Source organism: Hyalangium versicolor (assembly GCF_020103695.1).
Taxonomy (GTDB): domain Bacteria; phylum Myxococcota; class Myxococcia; order Myxococcales; family Myxococcaceae; genus Hyalangium; species Hyalangium versicolor.
The window spans coordinates 535,590-543,011 of record NZ_JAHXBF010000003.1; the positions used below are offsets into that span (position 1 = coordinate 535,590).

Annotated in this window: 4 protein-coding genes; 2 read left to right on the forward strand and 2 right to left on the reverse strand. The window is 68.6% G+C overall.

From position 1 onward, the window contains the following. Positions 1–100: 100 nt before the first annotated feature. Positions 101–2,392, forward strand: a complete 2,292-nt coding sequence (locus KY501_RS08480; RefSeq protein ID WP_224362166.1) for a M28 family peptidase — start codon at positions 101–103, stop codon at positions 2,390–2,392. A gap of 12 nt (positions 2,393–2,404) precedes the next feature. On the opposite strand, the gene KY501_RS08485 is transcribed toward KY501_RS08480, so the two are convergent. Further along, entirely contained in the window at positions 2,405–3,160 is a 756-nt protein-coding gene (locus KY501_RS08485; RefSeq protein WP_224362167.1) for a putative 2OG-Fe(II) oxygenase, read from the reverse strand. A gap of 138 nt (positions 3,161–3,298) precedes the next feature. Between KY501_RS08485 and KY501_RS08490 the strand changes: the two genes are divergently transcribed. Beyond that, the gene (locus tag KY501_RS08490) at positions 3,299–5,743 is read left to right on the forward strand and encodes an ABC transporter permease (RefSeq protein ID WP_224362168.1); all 2,445 of its coding nucleotides are present in this window, start codon (positions 3,299–3,301) and stop codon (positions 5,741–5,743) included. A gap of 27 nt (positions 5,744–5,770) precedes the next feature. On the opposite strand, the gene KY501_RS08495 is transcribed toward KY501_RS08490, so the two are convergent. After that, a complete protein-coding gene (locus tag KY501_RS08495) occupies positions 5,771–7,408 on the reverse strand; it encodes a cyclic peptide export ABC transporter (protein WP_224362169.1) in 1,638 nt (545 codons plus the stop codon). Between the last annotated feature and the right edge of the window lie 14 nt (positions 7,409–7,422).

Here is a 7,422-nt window from a genome sequence, read left to right on the forward strand (position 1 = left end):
TTACAGGGGAACGGTGCCCCCCTGGAACTGCCCCTGGCATGGGAAGATGTGAGTGATCCGCCAGGGGTGCTAGGGTCTCGCGCTCCATGAGGAAGTCACGGTGAGCGCGCGCTGGACGTGGTTCATCCTGGCAGGGCTGCTCGCCGGTTCCGCCGGAGGGGCCTGGCTCGTGGATCGGCCCCCCGAGCCGCTGTCGGCGGAGGCTCCCACGGACGTGTTCTCCGAGGCCCGCGCGCGCCCCGTGCTGGAGGAGCTGGCCGGGCACATCGGTCCTCGGGTCATGGGGAGTCCGGGCGCGGAGCAGGCGGCTGCCTACCTCGAGAAGGTTCTCCGCGGCATTCCTGGGGCCGAGGTGGAGATCCAGGCCACGACGCAGACACGCACGCATCCGCTCGTGCGCGATATGCCCGTGGGGTTCACCGTTCGCAATGTCCTCGCACGGCTGCCGGGGAAGAGGCCGGGAGCGGTGCTCGTCTCGACGCACTTCGACGCGCCCCCTGAGAGCGTGGGGGCCGGGGACGCGGCGCTCTGCGTCGCCGCCGCCGTCGAGATGATGCGGGCCCTCGCGTCGGACTCCTCGCGCGAGCACGGGGTGGTGCTCGTGCTCAACGGAGGCGAGGAACTGGGGCTGCTCGGCGCCGCCGCGGCCGTCCAGCATCCCTGGGTGCGCGATGCCCGGGTCTTCATCAACCTCGACTCGGTGGGGACTCGCGGGCGGGCCATTCTCTTCCAGAGTTCGCCTCACGGGCTGCCCGTGCTCTCCGCCTATGCGCGAGCCGCCCCGGCCCCGCTCGCTTCGGTGATCGGCCAGGATCTGGCTCGCACGGGCGTCCTTCGCTCGGAGACGGATTTCCGCGTCTACAACGATGAGGCGGATCTTCCCGGGCTCGGCATGGCTCTGTTCGAGAACGGTTACGCGTACCACACCATGCGGGACCGGGTGGACAGAGTGGAGCCGGGCAGCCTCCAGCACCTGGGTGCCAACCTGCTGGCCACCGTGCGCGAGCTATCCCAGAGCGAGCAACTCCAGGCCAAGAGCTCGGAGCCCGCTGCCGTCTACTACGACGTGCTGGGCCGGTGGATGCTGGTGTACGGACAGGGGACGGCGGGCGTGGTGGCGCTGGTGGCGCTGGTGCTGGTGGTGCTGGCCACGCTCATCGCGCGATGGAGGGCGGCCCTGCCCATGCGAACCCTTCTGGCGGGGTGGGGCGTGGTGGCCCTCTCGCTCCTGGCGGGGGTGCTGGTGCCGGTGCTGATCGGCTTCGCCCTCGGCCCTGGGCTGCGGAGTTCCCTGCGCTGGTATGCATCTCCCGTACTGGGCTCGCTGGCCTTCGCGTCCGCCGGGCTCGCGGCGGCCAGTGCTGTCCACGCAGCGTGGGCTCGCAGTACGAAGGCTCCTCCCGACGCCCAGGTGCTGGCTTCAGCCTCGGGCGCATTCCTCATCTGGGCACTCTTGAGCATCGGCCTCACCCTCGGGCTTGGGGCCGGCGCTGGTTACCTCGGGACGTGGTGGGCCATCCCAGGCGCCGTGGGGCTGGCCGTCGCGGCGTGGAGTCCCCGCTGGCGGCTCCCGCTATTGCTCGGAGCCTGCGTCCCGGGCCTGATCTTGACGGCGCAAGCCGGACTCCGCCTCGTCGAGTTCTTCGCGCCGATGGGAGGCCGGCTCCCTCTGGAACTCCCGCTGGATGCCGCCTTCGCCGCGCTGGTGGGGCTCCTCGGGACGCTCGCGTACCTGGCGCTGATACCGGTGGCGCACGAATCTCCGGGCCTCGGCCGGGCCGCCCTCGTCATGGCGGGACTGTCCGTCCTCCTGCTCGGTGCGCTCGTCGTCCAGGAGCCCTACAGCCCGGATCGTCCCAAGCGGCTGTGGCTCGAGCACCAGGAACGCGAGGGTCATGGGGCCCTCGTGCTCAGCCAGTGGGATCCCCTGCCGTTCCACCTGGCCTCCTTGTCGGACACTCAGGAGCGCAACCTGCAGTTCGGCGTGTTGCCCACCGCGGGCTCGGGACCGGCCACCACGCTGCCGGTGCCGCCGCTCCGCGTCGACATCGAGCACCTGCCCTCCGAGGGAACCCGGCGCAAGGTTCGCCTCCGTCTCTTCGGGCGCGGAGGCTTCCGCACTCGCCTTCTCCTGCCACGTGATCGGGTCGAGGCCTGGTCTCTCTCCGATTCGCTCCCTTCCGACGAGCAGAAGCTGACGGCCGAGCTGTTCGCCATTCCCGCGGACGGGTGGCCTCTGGAACTGGAGCTGGAGGGTTCGGAGCCGGTACCCCTGGAGGTCCAGGAGTTCCTCTCGATCGACACCGCGGATGTCGCGCGGCTCCGCGCGGAGCTGCCTCCGTGGACGGATGTCTTCGCCTACGGAGTGAAGGCCGAGGTCATCCCGCTCTGAGCGGTCTCCGGGTCAGCGGGGCTTGATCGAAGGGCGGCTCGCCTGCGGCTTGCCCGGCACGAACCAGCGCGGCCCGCCGAAGTGCATCAGCGCCTCCTGCTTCTTCACGAAGATGTCCATGGCGATGGAGATGCGCTCATGGGTGCCCAGGTACGGCCGGACTTCGTGGCGCACGTAGCTGGGGAAGTAGAACAGCTTGCCCTCCACGGGCTCGACGCTGATCTTCCAGTCCGAGTCCCACGGGCTCGTCTGGCCCGCGGCCTTTCCACCCATGCTGCGATCCAGGAAGCCGGGGCGGAAGTAGACCGTCTGCCCGCCCTCGTCCTTGGATGGCGGCTTGCCCACCTCGTACCCCGTCTGCACCTGGTAGTGCGCGCTGACGAAGGACGGATCGTGGTGGTGCACCTCGAGGAACTCGCCGTAGCGCAGCACGTTCGCCCAGCACGAGATGCCCGCGATCTGCATCCCCGGCGAGTCCGGATCCTCACCGACCAGCTTGAACATCTCGCGGATGCCATCCAGCACCATCCGGCGCAGCTCGGCTATCTCCGGGTAGTCCCAGTTGAGGACGTTGAACTCCAGCCAGTGGGCCGTCAGCCCCATCTTCACGCCCGCCACCGGCGTGGCCCGCGTCTTCGAGAGGATCTCCTTCTCCTTCTCCTTGATGATCCGAGCGAGGCCCCGGTTCAGCTCCTCGACGCCCGCGAGCTGGATGGTCAGCGTGGGAGTGGGCCAGAACATCTCCGGCTTCAGATTCTTTTCGATCAAGGCGCTCTGCTCCTGCACGGTCTTGGCGGCCCCGCCAATGTAGAACAAGCAGTGCCGGGCGGAACAGGATCCGCACTCCCGTTGCGGCTTGATGGTGCTGGCGGCCGTGTCATACAACCCGCAGCAATGGAAAGCCTCTTGCTGGACCTGCGCCACGCGCTGCGAGCATTGCGCAGGACTCCCGGCTTCACGCTGACGGCCATCCTCTCGCTGGCGCTCGGCCTGGGTGCGACGAACGCCATGTTCGCGGTCGTCAACGGGGTGCTGCTGCGGCCGCCGCCGTATGCGGAGCCGGATCGGCTGGTGCTGGTCTGGACCACGAGCCCTTCGCGCAACATGACGAGGCTTCCCTCCTCCGAGCCGGACTTCCGAGACTTTCGCAGGCAGGCCCAGGCGTTCGAGGAGATTTCGGCCTACAGCACCGGTGATCACAGCCTGCAGACGGCCGAGGTGCCCGAGCGCGTGCGAGGGCTCTCCGTCGCCGGTGACATGCTGAAGGTCCTGAAGGTGCACCCGGCGCTGGGGCGAGGCTTCCTTCCGGAGGAGGAGATCTTCGGCCAGCACCGCGTGGTGTTGATCTCCCAGGGGCTTTGGAAACGGCGCTTCGGGAAGGATCCGGCGGTGCTGGGCAAGTCCCTGAACCTCGACGGGCAGGAGCACACCATCGTGGGAGTGCTGCCGCCGGAGGTGGACTTCCCGAGGCCGGACGTCACCGTCTGGGTGCCGCTGGCGTTCGAGCCGGGGCAGCCTCAGAGCTCGCGAGGCAATCGCTCGCTGGAGATCCTGGGCCGGCTCAGGCCCGGGATCACGATGGAGCGCGCCAACAAGGAACTGGAGACGATCTCCCGGCGGCTGGAGCAGGAGCACTCGGAGAACTCGGGGTTGAGCGCCACGGCGCTCTCGCTGCACGAGTATCGGGTGGGGGATCTGAGCACGGGCCTGTTCGTGCTCATGGGCTCGGTGGCCTTCGTGCTCCTGATCGCCTGCGCCAACCTGGCCAACCTGCTGCTGGCCCGCGGAGGCGCGCGGCGCAAGGAGATGGCCATCCGCACCACGCTGGGCGCCACCCGGGGGCGGCTGGTGCGTCAGTTGCTCACCGAGAGCGTGCTGCTGTCCGTGCTGGGCAGCGCCGTGGGCACCGTGTTGGCGTGGGTGTCGATGGATGGGCTGCTGGCGCTCGCGCCCAACGAGCTGTCGCTGGTGGGCGTCGTCCTGGATTTGCGCGTCAGCGCCTTCGCGTTGGCCGTGGCGGTGATCACCGGAATGATCTTCGGCCTGGTGCCGGCGCTGCGGCTGTCCGGGGACGCGCTGGCGGGGGCCATCCGGGAGTCCTCCATCTCCAGCCCGAGCGGCAACCGGCTGCGGGCCAGCCTGGTGGTGGCCGAGGTGGCGCTCACGGTGATGCTGCTGGTGGGCGCGGGGCTGCTCCTGCGCAGCTTCCAGCGGCTCATCCAGGTGTCGCCGGGGCTGAGCGCCGAGCGCGTGCTGACGGTCAGCGTGTCGCTGCCGTCCGAGAAGTTCTCCAAGCCCGCCCAGGTGAGCTCCTTCACCCAGCAGCTCCAGGAGCGGTTCACCGCGTTTCCAAGCGTGGAGTCCTCCGGAGCCATCTTCCCCCTGCCCATGGATGGGCACAGCTGGAAGGTGCCGTGCAGCGTGGAGGGCCGCCCAGAGCCCGAGAAGCTGGAGGATGTGCCGCTGGTGGATGTGCGAGTGGTGTCCGGGGAGCTGCTGCGCAGCCTGGGCATCTCGGTGATGAAGGGGCGGCCGTTCGGCCCCGAGGACGGCCCGGACAGCCAGCGGGTGGTGCTCCTCAACCAGGCCGCCGCGCGCGCCTTCTTCCCGGACGAGGAGCCCGTCGGCAAGCGGCTGTGGACGGGCCCGCCCGAGCACTTCCTGCCCGAGGACATCCTCTCCCAGTTGCCGGGGCACGCTTTTCCCCGCCTCACGGTGGTGGGGGTGGTGAAGGATGTCCGCTCGCAGGGACCGCGCATGCCGGCCATCCCCGAGGTGTACCTCCCCGTGACGCAGCAGGATGATCCCGTTCCGGGGCTCGTCTTCACGCTCAAGTCGGCCAGCGACCCCGTGATCCTCATTCCGTTGGTGCGCAAGGCCCTGGCCGAGGTGGATCCGGCCCTGACGCTGGGCGAGGTGAAGACGATGGAGGCGTGGATGGAGGGCTCGGTGGCCCAGCCGCGCTTCTACGCCGTCCTGCTCACCCTGTTCGCCGGCCTGTCCATGGCGTTGGCCATGGTCGGCGTCGGCGGGGTGATGGGTTACTCGGTGAGCCAGCGCACGCGCGAGTTCGGGATTCGCATGGCCATCGGCTCTACAGCCCAGCAGGTGATGGGCCTGGTGTTCAAGCGTGGCTTCCTCTGGGTGGGCAGTGGCCTGGCCCTGGGACTGGTGGGCGCGCTGTCTCTCACCCGGGTGATCTCGAGCCTCCTGTTCAACGTGAGCGCCGTGGATCCTGGGACGTACGCCGCCGTGGTGCTCGGGCTGGCCACGGTGGCGGGGCTCTCCATCTACCTGCCGGCGCGGCAGGCTACGCGCGTGGATCCCGCCACCGCCCTGAGGCCGGAGTAGCGCGCTGCCCGGGGGTGGGGCGCCGCGTCAGCTCGCCGTGGCCCGAGCCTGCTCCGGCTCCACCAGCTTGCCGTCATCGAGCTGGACGATGCGGTCCGCCACCCGGAAGTACCGGCTGTCATGGCTGATCACCACCACCGTCTTCCCGCGGCGCTTCAGGTCATCGAGGATCTGGTTGTAGAAGATGTCCTTGAACACCGGATCCTGATCCGCCGCCCACTCGTCGAAGACGTAGATGGGGCGATCCTCGAGGTAGCTGGTGAGCAGCGCCAGGCGCTTGCGCTGGCCCTGGGACAGCTCGGTGGTGGACAGCTCGCCGCCCGGCCGCAACTGCACCTTGCGATCCAGCCGCAGCGTCTCCAGGTGAGCCTTGGCGCTCTCCTCCAGGTTCGTCCGAGGCAGCCCCAGCAGGCTGTCGAAGAGGAAGAAGTCGAAGAACACCGCTGAGAAGTGCTGGCGGTAGTTGTCGCGGTTCTCCTCCGTGACTCGCTGCCCGTCCACGAAGAGCTCGCCCTCCTCGGGGGTGTACAGGCCCGTCAGCAGCTTCACCAGCGTCGTCTTCCCGCTGCCGTTGCCGCCGATGATGAAGACGCGCTCTCCGCGCTGGAGCGTCAGGTGGATGGGCCCCAGCGTGAAGCGGCTGTCCTCGTTCTCGCGGAAGTAGGTGTGGGCCACCCCGCGCAGCTCGATCTTCTCGAAGGAGCTCGGCTCGGCGGGGGCCGCCTCCAGCTTCTCCTGGAGTTGCTCGGTGCCCAGCGAGAGCCGATCGATCTCGGCCAGGGACATGCTGCCCCGGGTGATCATCGGCAGCGTGTTGACCAGGCTGTCCAGCGGCTGCTGGAGGTAGAGGACGACCATGGTGTAGCCCACCAGCGTCTCCAGGCTCACGGTTCTGTACTGCGGCAGGACGAAGAGCAGCAGGCTGATCAGCAGGAAGAAGATGAAGCTGGACCAGCTCGTGGCGGCCGAGAGGAAGGTGGAGGACTTCATGCTGACGTTCAGCAGCCGGGAGGCGTTGGGATCGAGCATTTCGCCCATCAGCGCCGTGCGCCGGCCGCGGTGCAGCTTCAGCTCCTTGATGCCCTCCGTCAGGCTCTGGAAGGTCTTGAAGAGCACTCCCTCCACCTGGTGGCTGGTCTGGAGGGTGGAGTAGGCGCTCTTGTGCAGCAGCCAGTAGCTGAAGCCCGCGCAGACGATGAAGCCCAGGGTGGCGAAGAAGACGGTCCACGAGAGCCACGCCAGGTAGAGCAGACAGCCGACGATGATCGTCAGGTTGATGATCATCCCAGGGATGCCGCCCAAGGTGAAGCTGACGGTGAGGGCATCCTGGGTGAAGGCCTTGGTGAGCTGCGGCAGGCCCAGCTCCTCGAGCCGCCGCAGCGGGGTGCTCAACACCTGGCGGCTCAGCCGGGTGCGCACCTCGTAGAGCGCGCGGTGGTGGAGCCGGTTGAGCAGGTGCTGCGAGAGGAAGCGCGCCAGCATGGTGAGCAGAGCCAGCCCGAGGAATCCCCAGAAGCCTGCGCGCCGGGAGAGTTCGCCTCCTGTCAGCGCGCTGGTGACCAGGGAGATCAGCCCCGTGCTGCTGGCGCCGGAGAGCAGTCCGAAGACGATGGCCAGCAGGAAGGTGCCGCGGGCACGCTGGATCAGAAACGAGATGAGGTTCATCCGAGGAACCTCTT